Genomic DNA, 18935 nt, shown 5'->3' with positions numbered 1-18935 from the left:
TTTCATCTGCGTTTTTGGTATACTATATATATGAGTATCCATCGGCACACCGCATTCCCATTCTTATGAACACCAAAGGATGTGAACCCATGAAACTTTCTCTTGAAAACCTTTCGCAAAACCTTTCCTGGAAAGGCTACCGCCTGCCGCAGTATGATATCCAGGCTGCCCGCGATTACACCAAGGCCCATCCGGTCTGGCTGCATTTCGGCGCTGGCAACCTGTTCCGCGCTTTCCCCGCTGTGCTTGCACAGCGCCTGCTGACCGCCCGCCTTTCCCGAGCCGGCGTGATCTGCTGCGAGGGCTATGACGAGGAGCTGATCGACCGCTGCTACCGGAGCTGCGACCATCTCTCGATCGTCGCGACCGTGTATCCCAACGGCACGGTCAACAAGGAGGTTGTCGCCTCGGTCACAGAAAGCCTGAAGATGAGCGAGGACGAGGACCGCCTGCGCCAGATTTTCACCAGCCCCGACCTGCAGATGGTGTCGTTCACCATCACGGAAAAAGGCTACGTCCTGCGCGACGACCAGCGCCATTTTTTACCCGCGGTCGGTCAGGATATCCTGCAAGGCCCGCAAGTTGCTTCCACGTTTGCCGGCCGCATCACGGCACTGTGCCTCTCGCGCGCCCGCGCCGGTCTTGCGCCAGTCGCGCTGGTTTCGCTCGACAACTGCCAGAACAACAGCCACCTGCTCCGCCGCATGACGACCGACCTCGCCGGTGGCTGGCTCGAACACGGACACATCACGCAGGAGGACTTTGACTATATCACCAAAAAGCTGACCTACCCGCTCTCCATGATCGACAAGATCACCCCGCATCCGGACGAGCGCGTCTGCGCTATGCTGCAGGAAGACGGGCTGAGCGGCATGGAGATCTTCACGACCTCCAAAAGCACGGTCGCCGCGGCCTATGTCAATTCCGAGCGTCCGCAGCACCTGCTGATCGAAAACGATTTCCCGAACGGCCATCCCGCGTTCGAGCAGCTCGGCGTTATCCTGACCAGCCGCTCGATCGTGGAAAAGTCGGCCCGCATGAAGGCCTGCACCTGCATGAACCCGATGGACACCGCGCTGGGCCTGTTCGGCTGCCTGCTCGGCTACACCCGCATCTGCGACGAAATGCAGGACCCCGACCTGGTGAACCTGATCACCCGCATGTCCGAACGCGAGGCCATGCCGCTCGTCACCGACCCCGGCGTGATCGACCCGTTCGCGTTCCTGCACGAGGTGCTCGGCGAGCGGTATCCCAATCCATTCCTGCAGGATACGCCCCAGCGCATCGCGACCGACACCAGCCGCAAGCTCGCCATCCGCTTCGGGGAAACGCTCAAGGCCTATTATAACTCCCCCGTACCCATGCATCGGGCGACCCACCTGACCTATATCCCGCTCGTGCTGGCCTGCTGGCTGCGCTATCTCGTCGGCGTGGACGATGAGGGTCAGCCGTTCCAGCTCAGTCCGGACGCGCGGATCGGAAACGTCCACAAGCTGCTCGGCGAGGTCCGCTTGGGCGACCAGGTGACCGAGGAGCGCCTGTACCCGTTGCTTTCCAGTACCATGTACTTCGGCATCAACCTGTTCGAGGTCGGCGTGGGGGAAAGGGTCGTCGCACTGTTTAACGAGTTGAACCGCGGCCCACACGCGGTCCGCGAGACCCTGCACAAATACTGCGGCGAAAAAGAGCCGGAACCCGCTTGGTAAAAAACACAAAAGCATCGGATGAAAAATCATCCGATGCTTTTTTCTATGACGCGCTGCCAGCTATTCGGTCCGACTTTCCGCAAGGGGCAGGCAGGCCACCAGCTCAAACTTCCCATCCCGTGCCGCCGCCTCGAGCGTGCCGCCGTAACGCGCAGCGATCTCGCGCATGCCGCGCAGGCCGAAGCCGTGCGCGCGCTGGTCCGCCTTGGTGGTGCCGAACAGCCCGTCCGGCTTTTCCTCCCGCTTGCCCGCGTAGGCGTTGACCACGCGCAGCATCAGCAGCCCCTTCTCCGCGCGGGCGCGCACGGTGATGTGCCTGTCCACCGCGTCCTTCGCCGCCTCGACCGCGTTGTCCAGCGCGTTGCCAAACAGCGCGCACAGGTCAGGGTCGGCGACCGGCAATTTTTCCGGCAGGAAGACGCGGATATCCGCCTCCAGTCCCGCCTCGCCGATCTCGCGCGCCTTGGCGGATAATACGATATTGACCGTGTCGTTTTCCGTAAAGCGTCCGGCGCCGGAGGGGCCGGACGCAGCCTGCAGGCTGCGCACATACTCAGCCGCGCGGCCGGCCTCCCCCTGCTCGAGCAGGCCGGAAAGCGCGGTCAGGTGGTTGCGCATATCGTGCCGCAGGCGGCGCACCTGCTCCTGCTCACGCCGGATGCCCTGGTAGTACAGCTCGCGCATATCCGCGAGCTGATGTTCCTGCTCAAGCGCCTGGTGCCGTGAAAGCAGCACGACCGCGAGTAGCAGCGCGACCGAGGAGACGAACACGAACGGCAGCAGCGTGTAGAACGCGGCATCGAGCACCCCGTCCACAATCTCCTCCGTGTAGGCGCGGACGTTCCATAGGGAGAACGCCAGCTCGCTGAGCAGCGGCGAGAGCGCCAGCAGCCCCAGCAACGCCCACAGTCGGCCGGAGAGCGCGATCTGCCGGCCGTCCCGCAGCGCGCGGCGCACGAGCAACCACACCGCGGCCCAAGCCGCCAGCTTCCACACGACCGCGCCCCAGTAGTCCGCCGAGCCCGGCAGCACCGCGCGCGTGTCCACGATCATGCTCCACGCGATGATCCATTCAAAAAAAATCACGCCCACCACCAGCCGCGCGGCCAGACTGCCGCCGTAGCCGATCAAAAAAGCAGCGATCAAGAACGGGAAGTAGTAGAGCGGGTTGCCGTCCCCCATCCACGTCGGCATGCCGAGCGCCGCGCCCAGCACCAGATACGGCGCAATCCAGCGCACCCGCCCCTTGGGCGCAGCCAGAAAGCGCAGCGCCGTGCGGGCGGGCAGGACGCCGCCCAGCAGCACGGTCGCCAGCCATGCAAGAAAGTCCCATGCCGTCATCTGCGCGCCCCCTTATTCCAGCATGGCGCGCGCGATGGCCGCGAGCGCCGTGGGCTGGCAGGACCGGCTGATCGGCAGCTTCTCTTCCCCGATCACGACCGTGCCGCCCTCCACGCGGTCGACCGCGCCCGCGCGCACCAGATACCGTTGGTGGATGCGCACGAACGCCGCCCCCACCGCCTCGGCCACATCGTCCAGCCGCGCGTAGAAGGTCAGCCTACGCGTATCGGTCACGCAGGTGACCTGCCGCCGGTCGGAGTAGAAATAGCGGATGGACTTTTTCGGGATGCGGAACAGGCCGTCCGTATTGCGGCACAGGAACACCTTGTCTGCCTCGTTAAACTGCGCCGCGAGCGCACGGGTGAGCACATCGCCGATCTGCTCGGGCTGGGGCGGCTTCATCACATAGCCGAGCGCGCCGACCGCGTACCCGTCGAACACAAAATCCGTGTAGCCGGTGACGAATACGAGCTGCAGGGCGTCGCTCCGCTCCCGCAGGGCCTTGGCGGCTTCCATGCCGTTCAGGCCGCCCATCTCGATATCCAGGAATACGAGATCGATCTCACCCGTGTGCTTTTCCATCCAGCCGAGCAGCCCCTCGCCCGAGGAAAATTCATAGATCTGGCACTCGACCGCGCGCTTGTCCAGCAGGCGCTCGAGCATAGCGCGCAGGCCGAGCCGCGCCTCCGCTGAATCGTCGCAGATGCCGATGCGAAGCATGGGCTTCCCCCCCTTTGTTTACTCTTTACCAGAACAAATTATATCACAAGGCTTCCCTTTCGCCAAACCAAACTTTACAGCAGACGTGCGGATTATGACGTCCCACGCTGCCCGCCGGCCAAACGTTACATCAGCCCTGCCATTTTTGGCAGGGCCGTTTGTTTTCGCCCGCCGGCCGCGGTATGCTGGAGACAAGAAAAAGGAGGACATCGGCCATGACTGCAAAGCTGACTTTATCCCGCATCCGCACCGTACTGACCACGCCGCCCACGTTTGAAGCGGGCGCGCCCAGGCTCAGGACCAATCTGGATACGAATTTCCTCAAGCTCATCGCCATTTTCGCCATGCTGATCGACCACATCGGCGGCGCGTTCTTCCCCGAGGCGGCCTGGTTCCGCTGGGTGGGGCGCATCGCGTTTCCGATCTTCTGCTACTGCATGACGGTCGGCCTGCTCTACACGCGGGACATTAAAAAATATCTGTTCCGGCTCGGCCTGTTCGCGGTGATCTCCCAGCCGTTCTATGTGCTGGCCTTCCACCCGCATGACTTTGTCGCCCAGTTCACAAACTGGAACATCTTCTGCACGCTGTTCCTGTCCCTGCTCGCCATGTACGGGCTCAAGGAGCGCAAATGGTGGCTGTTTCTCGCGGCGTTCTTCGTGGTTTCCTGGTGGAACTTCGACTATTCCGGTATGGGCATCCAGTACATGCTGATCTTTTACCTGTGCCGCAACCATCCGGCCGTGGGCGCGGCGCTGTACTGCGCGCAGTTCATCACCTGCCTCGGCGTGATGCCGGGCGATCCGCTGAGCCTTGCGGTCGGCGGCCTCTGCATCGACTGGTCGTTCTTCGCCGTGTTTGCCGCGCCGCTCCTCTTCCTCCCCACGTGCCTTGACCTTAAGATTCCCAAATGGGTATTCTATGCGTTCTATCCCGCGCATCTGGCGGCCATCGCCGTAATACAATTCGTTATTTTTTGAAAGGAGTATCCGTTATGTTATCTGTTCAAGACCTCCACAAATCCTATCAGGTCGGAAAAACGACCTATGAGGTGCTCAAAGGCGTATCCCTTGCCGTAAATGAGGGAGAATTCGTCGCCGTGATGGGACCAAGCGGCTCGGGCAAGACCACGCTGCTCAACTGCATCTCCTGTTACATCCCCGCGGACAGCGGCAGCATCACCCTGCGAGGGGAGGAGCTGGCCCGTCTGGACGAGGACGCGCTCGCGCAGGTGCGCAACCGCAAGCTGGGCTTTGTGTTCCAGGACTTCCTGCTGCTCGACGGGCTGACCGTGCGCGAAAACATCCTGCTGCCCCGCATCATCGCCGGCCAGGCTGGACGCGACATGGAGAACGAAGCGGACAGCCTGTGCGACGTATTCGGCATCACCGCCATCAAAAACAAATACCCCGCCGAGATCTCGGGCGGCGAAAAGCAACGCACCGCGGTCGCCCGCGCACTCATCAACCACCCGCTGCTCATTTTGGCCGACGAGCCAACCGGCAACTTGGACTCCAAGTCCTCCCGCGCGGTCATCGACAGCTTTGCGCAGGCGCGGCAGGCACTCGGCGCGACCATCTTCATGGTCACGCACGACTCGTTCGCAGCCTCGTTCTGCGACCGCGTGGTCATCCTGCGCGACGGCGTGGTATGGCGCGTACTCGCCCGCGCGGACAAGGCGCGCGGTGCGTTTCAGGACGAACTGCTGGACGCCATCCGCGAAATGTCAGCGGAGTAGTATAGGGGGACGTGATCACGATGAAAACCTTTTCCGAAGTCTACGCGGCGCTGCGCCGCAAAAACCGCGGGCAGTACGGGCTGCTCACGGGGTGCTGCTTCTTTTCCGTGCTGCTCATCACTGCCTATGCGTGCATGATGCGCTCGCCCACCATCCTCACCATTCTGCCCGAGGGCGGCGACAGCCGCAAGCAGGTTGTGATGGTGTTTGTACTGGCGGTGCTGGGCTGCGCGGTATTCACCACCTATGCCGCAGGGCTGTTTTTCCGCCAGAAATCGCGCGCGACCGGCGTATTCCTCGCGCTCGGCGCGTCGCGCGGCCAGCTCCGCCGCGAGCTGGTCAAGGAGCTTACTCTGATCGCGTTCGGCTCGTGCGCCGCAGGCGCGGCGCTGGGCGCGCCGCTCGCGTGGGCCGTCTGGCAGGGCTTCCGCACCTTCCTTGTGGACTCGCAGGAGATGCCGCTGTCGTTCGACCCGCAGGCCTACCTGCTCGCGCTGGCGTTTTCGGCCTATGTGGTCGTGATGCTGTTCACGCTCGCCGCGCGCTTCATCCGCCGCACCAACATCATCGACATCGTGCAGGAATCCCATAAATCCGAACCCATCCGCACGGTGCCGCGCTGGTACGGACCGGCCGGCATCCTGCTGATGCTGCTCGGCGCCGTGCTGGGCTATATGATGCCGACGTTTTTCGTCAAGGTGCTACACTGGTATGCCCCCGGCGCGGTGGACGCGCTCTTCTACCTGCCCGCCCTTGCCGGCCTGTACATGGTGCTGCTGCACACAGTGGTCAACGGCTGGAGGCGCGGCGCAAACCGCTATAAGCACATCATCTCCGTCTCCATGATGAAATTCCAGGGCCGCCAGACCGTGCGCAACATGCTGGTAATGACCCTGCTGATCGCGGGTGCGTACTTCGCCTCGTTCTACGCGCCCATGCTGTCCACCAGCTCGGAAAACGCCTACGCCGCGCGCCCGATCGACTACGAATACCACTGGCGCGCGGACCAGTCCCTGCCCCAACGGGACGAGGTGCAGGCGCTGGCGGAGGAAACAAACGTCGAGATCACCTCCTGGGCGCAACAGGGCGCGGCCGTACTGGGCAAGGACGGCACCTACTCCATCGAGACGGATACCGGCTTCGGCACCACCTACACGACCGCATATGCCAAGCTGCTGCACGGCGCAACCTTTTTCTCGGAAAGCGCGTACAACGCCCTGACCGGACAGGACGTGGATATCCCCGCGGGCGCGTGCGCCAACATTCTGGACGACGAGGGCGGCAGCGGCTATCTTTCGGGCGGCGACGCAACCCACCTGACCAACATGGCGACCGGCGCGGAGCTGGACGTGACCCCGATCGAGCCGCTGCGGTACACCATGCTGCTTGGCTGCTATGTGCTGGACGATATAGACTACGCCGTGCTCACCGAGGGGCTGACCGACGTATGGCGCGAGGAATATGTGTTCTTTAACGTGACGGATGTGGAGAATAGCTATCCCTTCGCCAAGGCGCTGTTTGATGAGATTGTGGACCGTTCGGGTCCGGAAGTCGAGGTCGGGGACTATTACGACGATGTAGCGGCCGCGCTGGCCGCACAGGCGGGCGAGGTCTACGACTATTCCCCCGAGGCGGCTGCCTCCCGCGGCCTGTTCACGCCGGAGTACAGCGACCGCGATTCCTCCGGCTTCCGCAACTACTGGAAATACATGCCCCAGTTCCGCATCCTCGACCAGAACGACTTCGTCACCACCATGGCGGTGTTCCTCATGCTGTTCATCTTTATCGCCATCGTGTGCTTTGCGGCGGTCATCGTCATCGCATTTACCCGCTGCATGACCATCGCGCTCGTCAATGCCCGCGTGTATGACGACCTGCGACACCTCGGCGCGTCCAACGGCTATCTGTTCCGCTCGGTGCGCGGACAGATCAGTCGGGTGTTCCTCGTCCCCGCGCTGGTCGGCACCGGATTGATCTGGATATTCTATATGATGATCATGTACTTCAACGGCGACCCCCTCGGCTTTACCCGTTCCGAGTTGGCGGGCATGGGCGCGTGCCTGATCGTGGTCGCGGCGGTATCCGCGCTGCTGTATCTCGTGTACCGCGTGACACGGAAAAGCGTGTGCCGCGCGCTGCACATCCATTCCTAAACCATTTTTCACAGGGCGCGCTTTTAAGCGCGCTCTGTTTGTGCTACAATGGGGAGCGTGAGGTGATTGCCATGGAACACATCCTGATCGTTGAGGACGACCCCGCGCTCGGCCGCGGGCTGACGCTTGCGCTGGGCGGCGCGCACGCCTGCACGCTGGCATCCGGCTGCGCGGACGCGCGGCGGGCGCTCGCCGCCGCAACCTTCGACCTTGCCATCTTTGATATCAACCTGCCGGACGGCTCGGGGCTGGCGCTGCTCGAAGAGACGCGCGACACGGGCGGCCCGCCGGTCATCCTGCTGACCGCGAACGACCTGGAAACCGATATCGTGACCGGCCTGACGCTGGGTGCGGACGACTATATCACCAAGCCCTTTTCACTGGCCGTGCTGCGCGCCCGCGTGGAGGCCGCGCTGCGCCGCAACGCCCCCGCCGCCGCGCCCGCTGTGTTCGAACAGGACAGGTTCCGCTTTGATTTCGACCGGCTGGACTTCGCCGTGGAGGGCAGGCCGCTCCAGCTTTCGCAGACCGAGCAACGGCTGCTGCGCCTGCTCGTCGAAAACCGCGGGCATACCCTGCCGCGCGACACGCTGCTCGACCGCATCTGGACGGACGGGGCGGACTATGTGGACGAGAACGCGCTGTCGGTCACGGTCGGTCGGCTGCGGCGCAAGCTGGGCAAAAACGCACCCATCAAAACCGTATACGGCGTGGGGTACAGTTGGGCGGTGGAGACATGAAGTATGTCGCCCTGGCCGCCGTGCTGCTGGCGCTGGCCGTGCTTGTTTACGACCGGCTGCGCCTGCGCCGCACCATGAACAGCCTGGACCGCATGCTGGACGACGCGGTGTGCGGCGCGTTTGTCCCCACGCATTTTGACGAAAGCCGCCTGTCCGCGGTCGAGGCCAGGCTCAAGCGGTATCTGGACGCAAGCGGCACGTCCGCCGCGCGACTTGCCGAGGATCGGGCGCGTGTGCAGGCGCTGATCGCGGATATCTCGCATCAGACCAAAACGCCGATCGCGAACCTGCTGCTGTACGCTGGGCTGCTGGCGGACAAGGGCCTGCCGCCGGATTGCCGCGACTGCGTCGCGCAGCTCACCGCGCAGGCCGAGAAGCTGCAGTTTCTCATCGCGTCACTGGTCAAGGCCGGCCGGCTGGAAACCGGCGCGATCGAGGTACACCCGAAGGAAGCCAGCGTGCAGGCGCTGGTTTCCGCCGCCCTGCGCGAAGCCACGCCTAAGGCTGCGGAAAAGGGCGTTGCGCTCCTTGCGCCGCCGGATACGGCAGCGGCGGCGCGCTTTGACCCCAAGTGGACGCAGGAGGCGCTGGGCAACCTGATCGACAACGCCGTGAAGTACACGCCGTCGGGCGGCTGCATCACGGTGTCGGTCACGCCCTATGAGCTGTTCTGCCGCATCGACGTGGCGGACACCGGCATCGGCCTTGCCGAGGAGGAATGCGGACGGGTGTTCCAGCGGTTCTACCGCTCCCCCGCCGTGCGGGGCGAGCAGGGCGTTGGGCTGGGACTGTATCTCGCCCGCGAAATCGCCGCGGCGAACGGCGGGTATATCAAGGTAGCCTCCCGCCTTGGGGAAGGCAGCACGTTTTCACTGTTTTTGCCCAAAGCGTAGCGGCTGTGGTTGCCGCTCCGCGGAAGCGCATGATGGCACATATGCAGCGCATGTTTGGCCCACTGGCACGGATGATTTGCCCGCGCTTCGCGGGCTGGAAAATTTCGCCGTCTGTGGACGGCGAGGAACTGTGCGCAGGCCGTGAAACTCCCCCGCTGGAGCGCTTCCTCCAGCAATCTAACAAAACTGTTAGATTTCCGACAGGCTCTCGACAGAATTGCATGGTATCGTCTGTATTGTACCCAAGGGTGCGATACAGACTTTTTTCGGGAGGTTCCTTTTATGAAGGTTTTACAGACACAGGCCCTGCGCAAGATTTACGGCGCGGGCGATACCGAGGTGCGCGCGCTCGACGGCGTGGACCTTGCGGTCGAAAACGGCGAATTCGTCGCGGTGGTCGGCACATCCGGCTCGGGCAAATCCACCCTGCTGCACATGCTCGGCGGGCTGGACCGCCCGACGGACGGCAAGGTCTATGTGGACGGGAACGACATCTTCGCGCTGAAGGACGACGAGCTGACCATTTTCCGCCGCCGGCGCATCGGGTTCGTGTTCCAGGCGTATAATCTTGTTCCCGTACTGAGCGTGTACGAAAATATCGTACTCCCCATCGAGCTGGACGGCGGCACGGTCGATCGCGCCTATGTGGACGAGATCATCCGCACGCTGGGGCTGGAAAGCAAGCTGTCCAATCTGCCCAGCCAGCTTTCGGGCGGCCAGCAACAGCGCGTGGCCATCGCCCGCGCGCTCGCCACCAAGCCCGCCATCATCCTGGCGGACGAGCCGACCGGCAACCTGGACAGCAAAACCAGCCAGGACGTGCTCGCGCTGCTCAAGGTGACGAGCGAGAAGTTCGGCCAGACCATTGTGATGATTACCCACAACGAGGAGATCGCCCAACTCGCGCACCGGATCGTCCGCATCGAGGACGGCCGCATCGTCCATTCGTAAGGGGGCGCGCGATATGCTGAACGTTCCCAACAAAAGGTGCATCCGCCGCCTGTCCGACCGCAGCCTCAAGGCGGCGAAAACGCGCAACATCATTGCGGTCATCGCCATCGCGCTGACGACCGTGCTGTTTACCTCGCTGTTCACCATCGCCATGTCCATCAACGACTCGTTCCAGCAGGGCAACTTCCGGCAGGCGGGCGGCGACAACCACGGCACGTTCAAGGACCTGACCGAAGCGCAGGTGGCCGAGCTGCGGGACGATCCCCTCATCCAGGAGTCCGGCACCCGCCTGATGGTGGGCATGACGAGCGACGACCCGCCGTTTAACAAGAGCCATATCGAGGTCAGCTACATGGACCCGACGCAGGCCAAACATTACTTCATCGAGCCGGTCGAGGGCCGCCTGCCCGCCGAGGGTACGGACGAGGCCGCGGCCGACACCCGCGTACTCTCCCTGTTGGGCGTGGAGCCTAAAATCGGCGCAAGGTTCACCCTGCCCATCGCCATCGACGGCAACACCGAGGACGCGCATGTGGTCGAGCGCACGTTCACGCTCTGCGGCTGGTGGGAGTACGACAGCGCCATTACCGCCTCCCACGTCCTGCTGCCCCGCTCGGCGGCCGACGAGCTGTGCGCCCTGTCCACGGGCAGCCCCTATACCGCGACCGGTACCTGGTCGCTCGACGTGATGCTCGCCAGTTCACTGCACATCCGCGAAGACCTGACGCAGATCCTCGCAAACCACGGCTATCAGTGCGAAAACGCCGGAGAGGAGGACTATATCGGCATCGGCGTCAACTGGGGCTATTCGGGCGCGCAGCTTGCCGCGCAGGCCGACCCCATGACCGTCATCGCCATCGCCGCCATGCTGGCGCTCATCATCTTCACCGGCTATCTCATCATCTACAATGTGTTCCAGATTTCGGTCACGGGCGACATCCGCTTTTACGGGCTGCTCAAGACCATCGGCACGACCGGCCGGCAGATTCGCCGCATGATCCGGCGGCAGGCGTACCTGCTTTCGCTCGTCGGCATCCCCATCGGCCTTGCGGGCGGGTATTTCGTCGGCGCGGGGTTGGTGCCGGTCGTCATCTCGCGCTTGGACGGGATGCACGAGACTGTGTCCCTCAGCCCGCTCATCTTTGTGTTTGCAACCGTATTCTCGCTCATCACCGTACGCATCTCCTGCCGCAAGCCGGGCAAAATGGCCGCGCGCGTATCGCCGGTCGAGGCGGTACGCTACACGGACGCAAGCGCGAAAAAGCCGAAAAAGGCAACAGGCCGGCACACTGCGGCAAAGCGCGCGGCCTACGGCGCCAGGCTGCCGCGCATGGCGTGGATGAACCTCGGCCGCAGCCGCGGCAAAACGGTCGTCACCGTCCTTTCGCTCGCGCTCGCGGTGGTGCTCATGCAGCTCACCTACACCTTCGCCATCGGCTTTGACATGGATAAGTACCTCTCAAGCAAGTCGGCGGTCGATTTCGTCGTCGGCGACGCGGCCTACTTCCAGACCGGCGCAGGCTTTACCTCGACCGATGAGGCGGTGCCGGAAAACGTCATTGCGGACATCGACGCACAGGGCGGCGTCACGGACGCGGGCCGCATCTACGGCAAGGTGTCGAACGTGCAGGAGTTCGTCACCGAGGACTGGTTCCGCCAGAGCTGGGGGCAATGGAACTCTCCAGAAACGCTCGACCTCATGGTCGCGGATGAGGAGCGCGACGAAAACGGCCTGCTGGCCGACCGCGTCCAACTTTACGGCATGGAGGATTTCCCGCTTTCCAAACTCGAAGTGTTGGAGGGCGACCTGTCCGCGCTCGCCGACCCCACCGCCAACGCGGTCGCGGCGGTTTATATGTCCGACGACTACGGCGACGCGCAAGAGGGCTCGAACTGGGCGAAGGTGGGTGACAAGGTTCGCCTGCGCTATGTGGAGGAGTTCGAGTACTTTTATTCGGACACCGGCGAAATCATCCCGCCCGAGCAGGTGGACGCGGCTTATGACAGTGGGCGCGGCATCAGCTCGCGCGCCAAGACCTACCGCGACGCGGAATACACGGTCGTGGCCGCAGTGCTCGTCCCCCACTCGCTCGACTACCGCTACTACGGCGCGGACGAGTTCGTGATGGGCGCGGAGCAGTTCAAGCGTGACACGCAGACCAGCTCGGTCATGACCTATGTGTTCGACGTAGCAAACGGCACGGACGGCAGCATGGAGGCCTTCCTCAAGGACTACACCGAAAACGTGCAGCCGCTGTTCGATTACGAGAGCAAGGCGACCTATCAGGCCGAGTTTGACAGCTTCCGCACCATGTTCTTGACACTGGGCCTCGCACTGAGCTTGATCATCGGTCTGGTCGGCGTTTTAAACTTCTTAAACGCGGTGTTGACCGGCATCATCACCCGCCGGCACGAGTTCGCCGTCTTGCAGGCTATCGGTATGACCGGAAAGCAGCTCAAACGCATGCTCATGCTCGAGGGGCTGTACTACGCCCTGCTCGCGCTCGCACTGAGTCTTGCGCTCAGCGTGACGCTCGGGCCGCTGGTGGGCGCCGGCTGCTCGACCGTGTTCTGGTTCTTCACCTATAAATTCTCCATCCTGCCCCTCGTGCTGCTACTGCCGGTGTTCGCCGCGCTGGGGCTGCTCATCCCGCTCGCCACCTACCGCAGCACCGCGCGGCTGAGCGTGGTCGAGCGGCTGCGCACAGATGAATAAAACCACCGCTTGACTTTACCATCCCCCCGTGCTACAATGATACCGCTCACTCGGAGGGCGAGTCATTCGCGGGAAATGATAAGCCGGATAAGGTGACAGGCTGGGATGCCTGTTCCTTATCCGGCTTTTTTAACGCCCGCAAAGGGAGGTTCAAACACATGAATTTGCTGACAGACAGCATTCGTCCGCTGTACTTCCGGTATCTGGCCGCAGCGTTCGGCAGCGCGCTCATCAGCTCGATTTACGGCATCGTGGATATGGCGATGGTCGGCCAGTACCAGGGGCCGGATGGCACGGCGGCCCTGGCCGTGGTCGCGCCGGTATGGAACATCATTTACAGCTTCGGCCTGCTGGCGGGCATCGGCGGGTCGGTGCTGTTCTCCACGCTGCGCGGCAGCAAGGGTATGCGGCACGAGGATGAAAACGAGTACTTTACCGCCGCGCTCGGCCTTGCGGTGCTGTTCTCCGTGCTTTGGTGGGGCATCGTCGCGTTTTTCGACGCGCCCATGCTGCGGCTGTTCGGCGCGTCGGACGCGCTGCTCCCACTCGCGCAGGATTACCTGCTGCCCATCAAATTCACCGTTCCATTTTTCCTGTTCAACCAGATGCTCGCCGCATTCCTGCGCAACGACGGCAGCCCCGCCCTGGCGACTGCAGGCGTGCTGGCTGGCGGTATCTTCAACGTCTTTGGCGACTGGTTTTTCGTATTCGCCTGCGATATGGGCATTTTCGGCGCGGGCTTGGCGACCGCGATCGGCGCGGGCATTTCTTTCTGCGTGATGCTGACGCACTTTTTTTCGCGCCGCTGCACGCTGCGGCTGGTGCGCCCGAAGCGGATACTGCTCCAGACCCAGCAAATCCTTGTCACCGGCTTTTCCACGTTTTTCATCGATGTGGCCATGGGTATCCTCACCATGCTGTTCAACCGCCAGATCATGCGCTATATCGGCACGGACGGCCTGGCGGTCTACGGCATAATCGTCAATATCAGCACCTTTGTCCAGTGCTGCGCGTACAGCGTAGGACAGGCCGCGCAGCCCATTCTCTCGCGCAACCTCGGCGCGCGGGCATGGCGGCGTATCCGGCAGACGCTGCGCTATGCGCTGTATGCTGTGGCGTTTTTCAGCGTCTTCTGGACCGCGCTGGTGCTCGCCGTCCCCAACGGGTTCGTGCGCGTGTTCATGTCCCCGACCGAGAGCGTGCTCGCCGCCGCGCCCGCCATCATGCGCAGCTATGGCATCTCGTTCCTGCTGTTGCCGCTTAACATCTTCTCCACCTACTATTTCCAATCCCTGATGAAGCCGGGCGCGGCGTTTATCGTGTCGGTCGCCCGAGGGCTTGTCATCAGCGGCGCGCTGATCTATGCGCTGCCCGCGTTCGCCGCGCCCGGGGCGCTGTGGTTCGCCATGCCGGTGACCGAGCTGATCGTGGCGGTATTCGTCGTGCAGCGCATGGCGCGCTACACCCGCACGCTCGGCAAAGCGCCCGCCCCGTCCACCTCCCGCTGACCGCACCTCAAAAGAAATGACCGCCCGCGGGCGGTCATTTCTTTTGAGGTGCATGCTTTTCGGCAAAGCCTATTTGAATATTTTGATCGTCCCCTGCTCATTGAGGTAGCGTAGCAGCGACAGGCCAATCGGGAACCCGAACAGGCCGACCACGCCGAACAGCTGTGCGCCGAGGAACAGACTCGCAAGCGTCGCCACCGGATGCAGGCCAAGCTGGCTGCCCACGATCTTGGGTTCGATGATATTGCGGATGATCGTGACCACGATATATACCGCGAACAGCGCCAGCGCGAGCTTGAACTCGCCCTGTATCGCCGTGATGGCTGCCCATGGGATCATGATGCCGCCTGTACCGAGCACGGGCAGGATGTCAAAGACCGCAATCAGCAGCGCAATCACCACCGCGTTTTCGATCCCGACGACCGTCAGGCCGATGGACAGCTCTACAAATGTGATCGACATGATGAGCGCATACGAACGGATGCAGACGAACAGCGTACCTGTGACATAGGTCTTGATCTCCCAAAACACCTCCTGCGCCTTTTCGCTCATCTGACGGATAAAGAAACCGGTGATGCGGTCGTAGTCCATAGCGATAAAAAACGTGGAAATAATCATGAGCAGGAGCTTGATGAACAGCCCGGGCAGGGAACCCGCCAGGCTGTACAGCACGCTGATCGTTCCGGCGGACAGGCTGGACACCAGCTGGCCGAGCGATTCCACGAACTGCCCCCAGAGTTGTTCCAGGGAAGCGATCAGGGATTCGTCAATACTCAGGACGGACTGCTCAATTCCGCTGAAAATGCTCATGAGCACAGGCTCCACCCGCGCGGTGTAAAAGCCGGGCAGCCCACGCAGGAAGTCTCCGGCAGCGGAAAACGCCTTGATCCCCAGCAGCGCCAGCAGCAACCCAATGGTGCAGTAAAATACCAGCACCAGCGCGATCGCCGCCGCTTTCCGGCTGATATGCAGCTTATGCGAGGCAAAGCGGATCGGCCGCTTGAGCAGGTAGGCAAGCACGAAGCCGATCACGAACGGCGCGAGCAGCGGCAGCGCGTATTTGAGCAGCACGACCGCGAGCAGCAGCATGATGCCGAAATACAGGGTATTGACGATAAACGTTCTTTTTTTATCCAGATTCATGGAAACACTCCCAGCCGCGCGCAGGGCAGACAACAGAAAAAGGCATGCCCCGCCGCCCCTTCCTCCAAGGGGACAGGTATGCCTTGCTTACTCCTTATCGGTGTGGTTTACTGTTCGTCCGCAGGATTGTCAGCGGTGTCATTCCTGGTTTATGCGGTCCCTTTCGCGGCATTTTTCCTTATTATAGCGGCGGCGTCCCTCCCTGTCAACCGAAGGCGGACAATATTAACCGCATCTTAACGGCCGGACGGCATGTCGCCGCACAAACAGAAAAGGCGCGGATGCCCCGCGCCTTTTCCGCTTATTCCATTCTTCCGCTCAGGTGCATGACACTTCCCGTCAGCGCCTGTCCGGAGTGACCCAGCCGCGTGAATACCTCGGCCGGCACCCAGCTCACGCCATCCACTTCGTAGGAGGCCGCCCCCAGCGCCAGGCCGCTGCCGCCGTCGCCCAAGCTGTACCGGTCCTCTCCCAGCCAGATATCCGCTGCGGCGCTTCCGTCCAGTGAGAGCCGAACGCTCTCATCCACTCCATCCCAGGATACGGTATAGCCCAGCGCCTCCGCGACCGCGCGCACCGGCACCATCGCCACGCCATTTTCCACACGGCCCTGCGCGATTGCAATATCGCCGCCAGTCAGGATGGTAAACGTCCGGTCCTGCTGGGGCAGAAGCACGACTTTCTGCGCGGCCGTCTGCCCGGGCATGGACAACGCCACGATGTCATACCAAGCGACGACCGTTGCCCCCATATGCAGGTCCGCGGCCTCCGCCGCCTCGCCATACAGCGTCTGCACCGGCGTCTGCGCGTCCACGCTGACGACCAAACCCGCGTTATCGGTCAGGAAGCGCACCGTTTCATCGCGATACAACACCTCCACATCCAGCAGGTGCGGCGTAACGCCCTCGTCCGGATGGGTGACGACCAGTTCCGCATGGGTCTGCGGCGGGATGCTTCGGGTCATCTCCGGCTCATAGGTGACAAGCAGGGTGTCACCGGTTTGCAGCGCGTCTGTCTGGCCGCTTACATCGGTCATACGCTTTACCGTGCCATCCCGCGCGTCCGCCAGAAAGGTATCCTCGCCCAGCATGAGCGTCAATTCATCCCAGGTGTCGGTCTTAACGGTGATCCGCGGCACCAGCGTGATATCCCCCTCATGAACCGAGGTATGCACCTCCACGATCTCCGCCTGCTCCGTGATCCGATAGGGCTGCGGCTGGTATGGCTCTGCGGGCTGTTCCGCCGCGCCTGCGGCCGTCCCTAGCAGCATCGCGCCAAGAACGCCTGCTATGATTCTCTTCATACGAGTCTCCTCCTTTTTCGTTGTGCCTTTTTGACGGAGCGCGCCCGCCTAAGGTTCCATGTTTTTCAATCGAAGTCAAATTTTTTTGCCGCACGGACGGAAAAAAGCACCCGAAAGCTTTGGCTTTCGGGTGCTTGCCTGTTCTGCGGAAATACAGACGTTAGCGCTTGGAGAACTGCGGAGCGCGGCGTGCAGCCTTGAGGCCGTACTTCTTGCGTTCCTTCATGCGCGGGTCACGGGTCAGGAAGCCCGCCGCCTTGAGCGCGGGGCGGTACTGCTCAGCGTCCGCCTGCAGCAGCGCGCGGGCGATGCCGTGACGGATCGCGCCGGCCTGACCGGTAAAGCCGCCGCCGGAAACCGTGCATTCCACGTCGAATTTGCCGGCGGTGCCGGTCGTCTCAAACGGCTGACGGCAGACCATCTTCAGCGTCTCAAGGCCGAAGTAGTTGTCGATCGTGCGGTTGTTGATCTTGATCTCGCCGGTGCCGCCCGGGAACAGACGAACGCGGGCAACGGAGGACTTTCTTCTGCCGGTGCCGTAGAAATAAGCTTTCTTAGGTGTATACATCAGTTGGTTCCTCCCTTACTTTTCCCAGTTCTCGGGCTTCTGCGCCTGATGGTTGTGGTTCTCGCCCGCGTAAACCTTGAGACGGGTCGCGGACTGACGGCCGATCGAGTTCTTCGGCAGCATGCCCTTAACGGCCAGCTGCATCGCGAACTCCGGCTTCTCCGCCATCAGGGTCTTGTACTGGACCTCTTTCAGGCCGCCGACCCAGCCGGTGTGGTGGCGGTAATACTTCTGGGTGAGCTTCTTGCCGGTCAGAACCGCCTTGTCCGCGTTGATCACGATAACGAAATCGCCGCAGTCAACATGGGGGGTGAACTCAGCCTTGTGCTTGCCGCGCAGCAGCATGGCGGCGGTAGCGGCGGTGCGGCCGAGCGGCTTGCCCGCGGCGTCCAGCACATACCACTTACGCTCGACAGTCTCTGCCTTAGCCATAAAAGTAGACATGTTTTCTTCCTCCGTTTTTTATATCAAAAGTAATTTGACAACATTTTCATGCGCTCCAAGCGAGCATATCTATTAAAACATATCATTTCCGGCAAGTCAAGCGGTTTTTTCAAATTTTATCTGCAATCCACAATATTCTCCGTTTATCTCTTGTTTTCTCTTTCATGCTCACCATTTCTCGTTTTGCATTTCAAATTTTGTATTTGCTTCCGCGCGCGTTTTCTGATATAAATAATAGGTATTTAACGGAAACGAGGCCGCATCATGCAGAAAATGCTTTCCTACGTCCGCCGCGCGGTGGACCACTACCATATGATTGAAGAGGGCGACCGCATCGCGGTTGGCGTGTCAGGCGGCAAGGATTCGCTCGCGCTGCTCGTCGCGCTGGCGAAGTTGCGGGCATTTTACCCCCAAAAATTCGAGATCGTGGCCATCACGCTCGAGATGGGCTACGCGGAGATGGATTTCTCTCCGGTCCAGGCGCTGTGCGACGAGCTGGGCGTGGAATATATCCGCATCCCGACCCAGATTGGCCCGATCATCTTCGATATCCGCAAGGAGGAGAACCCCTGCGCGCTGTGCGCCAAGATGCGCCGTGGCGCGCTGCACGAAGCCGCGAAGGCCGCCGGCTGCAAAAAGGTCGCGCTCGGCCACCACTTTGACGACGTGGTGGAGACCTATATGCTTTCGCTGTTTTATGAGGGCCGCATCTCCTGCTTCCAGCCGGTAACCTTTCTTGACCGCACTGGAATCACGCTCATCCGGCCGCTGCTGTATACGCCGGAGTACTATGTCCGCTCGTTCGCCGCGCGGCATGTGCTTCCGATCGTGCATAACCCCTGCCCCGCGGACGGCAACACCAAGCGGCAGGAGATCAAGGACCTGCTTAAAAGCCTTGAACAGACCATGCCCGGCCTGCGCGAGCGGATTTTCGGCGCGATCCAGCGCTACCCGCTGAAGGGCTGGGCGCCCGACCGCACGCGCACCCCCAAACGGCCCAAATAGAAAAAC

The 18935-nt window shown here is 62.1% G+C and carries 16 protein-coding genes; 10 read left to right on the top strand and 6 right to left on the bottom strand.

Annotation, left to right across the window (positions count from 1 at the left end):
* Nucleotides 1-89 precede the first annotated feature (89 nt).
* Complete coding sequence (locus tag OCV66_RS09910; RefSeq protein ID WP_147574215.1) at nt 90-1706, top strand: mannitol dehydrogenase family protein; 1617 nt, start codon at nt 90-92, stop codon at nt 1704-1706.
* 60 nt (nt 1707-1766) lie between these two features.
* On the opposite strand, the gene OCV66_RS09905 is transcribed toward OCV66_RS09910, so the two are convergent.
* Together OCV66_RS09905 and OCV66_RS09900 are read right to left on the bottom strand one after the other, a co-directional pair.
* Complete coding sequence (locus tag OCV66_RS09905; protein ID WP_107630999.1) at nt 1767-3047, bottom strand: sensor histidine kinase; 1281 nt, start codon at nt 3045-3047, stop codon at nt 1767-1769.
* A 12-nt stretch (nt 3048-3059) separates the two neighbouring features.
* Nucleotides 3060-3767, bottom strand: coding sequence for a LytR/AlgR family response regulator transcription factor (locus tag OCV66_RS09900; RefSeq protein WP_054326731.1), 708 nt, complete (start codon nt 3765-3767; stop codon nt 3060-3062).
* Nucleotides 3768-3982: 215 nt separating this feature from the next.
* Here OCV66_RS09900 and OCV66_RS09895 point away from each other — a divergent pair, with 215 nt between their 5' ends.
* The 8 genes from OCV66_RS09895 (at nt 3983) to OCV66_RS09860 (ending at nt 14466) form a co-directional block, all read left to right on the top strand.
* Nucleotides 3983-4747, top strand: coding sequence for a TraX family protein (locus tag OCV66_RS09895; protein WP_054326730.1), 765 nt, complete (start codon nt 3983-3985; stop codon nt 4745-4747).
* 14 nt (nt 4748-4761) lie between these two features.
* On the top strand, nt 4762-5505 hold the full coding sequence (locus OCV66_RS09890; protein ID WP_054326729.1) for an ABC transporter ATP-binding protein: 744 nt from the start codon (nt 4762-4764) through the stop codon (nt 5503-5505).
* 20 nt (nt 5506-5525) lie between these two features.
* Nucleotides 5526-7658: an FtsX-like permease family protein gene (locus OCV66_RS09885; RefSeq protein WP_147574213.1), complete on the top strand. Its 2133-nt coding sequence runs from the start codon at nt 5526-5528 to the stop codon at nt 7656-7658.
* 71 nt (nt 7659-7729) lie between these two features.
* Nucleotides 7730-8398, top strand: coding sequence for a response regulator transcription factor (locus OCV66_RS09880; RefSeq protein ID WP_054326728.1), 669 nt, complete (start codon nt 7730-7732; stop codon nt 8396-8398).
* Nucleotides 8395-9291 (top strand): sensor histidine kinase, encoded by an 897-nt coding sequence (locus tag OCV66_RS09875; RefSeq protein WP_054326727.1) that lies wholly within the window; start codon nt 8395-8397, stop codon nt 9289-9291. The genes OCV66_RS09880 and OCV66_RS09875 overlap by 4 nt, the downstream gene beginning before the upstream one ends.
* A 282-nt stretch (nt 9292-9573) precedes the next feature.
* Entirely contained in the window at nt 9574-10242 is a 669-nt protein-coding gene (locus OCV66_RS09870; protein WP_054326726.1) for an ABC transporter ATP-binding protein, read from the top strand.
* 13 nt (nt 10243-10255) lie between these two features.
* Nucleotides 10256-12958 (top strand): ABC transporter permease, encoded by a 2703-nt coding sequence (locus OCV66_RS09865; RefSeq protein ID WP_174887845.1) that lies wholly within the window; start codon nt 10256-10258, stop codon nt 12956-12958.
* Between the two features lie 158 nt (nt 12959-13116).
* On the top strand, nt 13117-14466 hold the full coding sequence (locus tag OCV66_RS09860) for an MATE family efflux transporter (protein ID WP_107631001.1): 1350 nt from the start codon (nt 13117-13119) through the stop codon (nt 14464-14466).
* Between the two features lie 69 nt (nt 14467-14535).
* Here OCV66_RS09860 and ytvI read toward each other — a convergent pair whose 3' ends face one another.
* From ytvI to rplM, 4 genes are all read right to left on the bottom strand, one after another.
* Entirely contained in the window at nt 14536-15609 is a 1074-nt protein-coding gene (gene ytvI, locus OCV66_RS09855; protein ID WP_054326725.1) for a sporulation integral membrane protein YtvI, read from the bottom strand.
* 301 nt (nt 15610-15910) lie between these two features.
* Nucleotides 15911-16912, bottom strand: a complete 1002-nt coding sequence (locus OCV66_RS09850) for a copper amine oxidase N-terminal domain-containing protein (protein ID WP_054326724.1) — start codon at nt 16910-16912, stop codon at nt 15911-15913.
* Nucleotides 16913-17072: 160 nt separating this feature from the next.
* The gene (gene rpsI, locus OCV66_RS09845) at nt 17073-17480 is read right to left on the bottom strand and encodes a 30S ribosomal protein S9 (RefSeq protein ID WP_054326723.1); all 408 of its coding nucleotides are present in this window, start codon (nt 17478-17480) and stop codon (nt 17073-17075) included.
* A gap of 15 nt (nt 17481-17495) precedes the next feature.
* A complete protein-coding gene (gene rplM, locus OCV66_RS09840) occupies nt 17496-17924 on the bottom strand; it encodes a 50S ribosomal protein L13 (RefSeq protein WP_054326722.1) in 429 nt (142 codons plus the stop codon).
* Nucleotides 17925-18188: 264 nt separating this feature from the next.
* Between rplM and OCV66_RS09835 the strand changes: the two genes are divergently transcribed.
* On the top strand, nt 18189-18929 hold the full coding sequence (locus tag OCV66_RS09835) for a tRNA 2-thiocytidine biosynthesis TtcA family protein (RefSeq protein WP_054326721.1): 741 nt from the start codon (nt 18189-18191) through the stop codon (nt 18927-18929).
* Nucleotides 18930-18935 lie beyond the last annotated feature (6 nt).

It is taken from the genome of Agathobaculum ammoniilyticum (assembly GCF_025567315.1).
GTDB lineage: Bacteria > Bacillota > Clostridia > Oscillospirales > Butyricicoccaceae > Agathobaculum > Agathobaculum ammoniilyticum.
Note: the sequence above shows the minus strand (reverse complement) of the source record. Positions and strands in the feature narration are given on the sequence as shown.

Coding starts and splice junctions, on each gene's coding strand:
- OCV66_RS09850 (WP_054326724.1), bottom strand. CDS start 16,912: ATGAAGAGAATCATAGCAGGCGTTCTTGGCGCGATGCTGCTAGGGACG.
- OCV66_RS09860 (WP_107631001.1), top strand. CDS start 13,117: ATGAATTTGCTGACAGACAGCATTCGTCCGCTGTACTTCCGGTATCTG.
- OCV66_RS09910 (WP_147574215.1), top strand. CDS start 90: ATGAAACTTTCTCTTGAAAACCTTTCGCAAAACCTTTCCTGGAAAGGC.
- OCV66_RS09835 (WP_054326721.1), top strand. CDS start 18,189: ATGCAGAAAATGCTTTCCTACGTCCGCCGCGCGGTGGACCACTACCAT.
- OCV66_RS09875 (WP_054326727.1), top strand. CDS start 8,395: ATGAAGTATGTCGCCCTGGCCGCCGTGCTGCTGGCGCTGGCCGTGCTT.
- rpsI (WP_054326723.1), bottom strand. CDS start 17,480: ATGTATACACCTAAGAAAGCTTATTTCTACGGCACCGGCAGAAGAAAG.
- OCV66_RS09905 (WP_107630999.1), bottom strand. CDS start 3,047: ATGACGGCATGGGACTTTCTTGCATGGCTGGCGACCGTGCTGCTGGGC.
- rplM (WP_054326722.1), bottom strand. CDS start 17,924: ATGTCTACTTTTATGGCTAAGGCAGAGACTGTCGAGCGTAAGTGGTAT.
- OCV66_RS09900 (WP_054326731.1), bottom strand. CDS start 3,767: ATGCTTCGCATCGGCATCTGCGACGATTCAGCGGAGGCGCGGCTCGGC.
- OCV66_RS09865 (WP_174887845.1), top strand. CDS start 10,256: ATGCTGAACGTTCCCAACAAAAGGTGCATCCGCCGCCTGTCCGACCGC.
- OCV66_RS09895 (WP_054326730.1), top strand. CDS start 3,983: ATGACTGCAAAGCTGACTTTATCCCGCATCCGCACCGTACTGACCACG.
- OCV66_RS09890 (WP_054326729.1), top strand. CDS start 4,762: ATGTTATCTGTTCAAGACCTCCACAAATCCTATCAGGTCGGAAAAACG.
- OCV66_RS09885 (WP_147574213.1), top strand. CDS start 5,526: ATGAAAACCTTTTCCGAAGTCTACGCGGCGCTGCGCCGCAAAAACCGC.
- ytvI (WP_054326725.1), bottom strand. CDS start 15,609: ATGAATCTGGATAAAAAAAGAACGTTTATCGTCAATACCCTGTATTTC.
- OCV66_RS09880 (WP_054326728.1), top strand. CDS start 7,730: ATGGAACACATCCTGATCGTTGAGGACGACCCCGCGCTCGGCCGCGGG.
- OCV66_RS09870 (WP_054326726.1), top strand. CDS start 9,574: ATGAAGGTTTTACAGACACAGGCCCTGCGCAAGATTTACGGCGCGGGC.